This window comes from Chloroflexaceae bacterium (genome assembly GCA_025057155.1).
Lineage (GTDB): Bacteria > Chloroflexota > Chloroflexia > Chloroflexales > Chloroflexaceae > JACAEO01.
The window spans coordinates 1-549 of record JANWYD010000157.1 but is presented as its reverse complement, the minus strand read 5'-3'; the positions used below and the strand labels follow the sequence as shown (position 1 = coordinate 549).

The following is a 549-nucleotide window of genomic DNA, read 5'->3' as shown; positions in this document are numbered from 1 at the left end:
GACACCTAACTGGCGCAACGAAGGGATCTTAATGTCGCGCACTAGCCGCCGGATCGCCGCCACAGCCCGATCGGCTGCTTCCATCGGCGAGAGGCCATCGATCGGTTCTCCCATCGCGCGAGCGACATCGGCATACCGCTTCGGATCACCCACCAGACTGAACTCCGTCACTACTGCTAGCAGAGCTGCATTCGAGACGCCGTGCGCAATGTGGAAATAGGCGCCGATCGGGCGCGACATACCATGCACGAGCGCCACCGACGAATTGCTGAAGGCAATGCCGGCTTGGGTCGCGCCGAGCATCATCTTCTCGCGGGCCTCGATGTTGTTGCCATTCGCCCATGCCTGCCGAATATTGCTCGAAATCAACTCGATTGCCGACAAACACAGCACGTCGGTCATTGGTTGTCGCTTTACCGACACATACGCCTCGATCGCATGCACTAGCGCATCCACCCCGGTTGCCGCAGTCACGCTCGGCGGCGACGAGACGGTCAGCAGCGGATCGACAATCGCTATCGTCGGCATCAGATAGGGGCTGCCGATCAG

General features: G+C 60.5%; 1 protein-coding gene. It reads right to left on the bottom strand.

From position 1 onward, the window contains the following. Positions 1 to 549 (bottom strand): iron-containing alcohol dehydrogenase (locus NZU74_20790; GenBank protein ID MCS6883762.1); only part of this gene is annotated, 549 nt, incomplete at both ends.